The following is a 238-nucleotide window of genomic DNA, read 5'->3' on the forward strand; positions in this document are numbered from 1 at the left end:
GTGGACGGACGGCCGGTCGCCGTGTTCTCCCATGATCAGACCGTGTACGGCGGCACCATCGGTGAGATGTTCGGCCGTAAGGTCGCCGCGATCATGGACCTGGCGGGGAAGATGGGCTGCCCGCTGATCGGTATCAACGATTCCGGTGGTGCGCGCGTACAGGAGGCCGTGACCTCGCTGCGCTGGTACGGCGAATTGGCAACCATGATGGAACCGCTGTCGGGCGCGGTGCCGATGG

The 238-nt window shown here is 65.5% G+C and carries 1 protein-coding gene; it reads left to right on the forward strand.

Annotation, left to right across the window (positions count from 1 at the left end; genetic code table 11):
* The coding region (locus CUZ56_RS15515; protein ID WP_275427171.1) for a carboxyl transferase domain-containing protein at positions 1-238 on the forward strand (238 nt) is incomplete at both ends.

The sequence above is a fragment of the Saezia sanguinis genome (assembly GCF_003991585.1).
Lineage (GTDB): Bacteria > Pseudomonadota > Gammaproteobacteria > Burkholderiales > Burkholderiaceae_C > Saezia > Saezia sanguinis.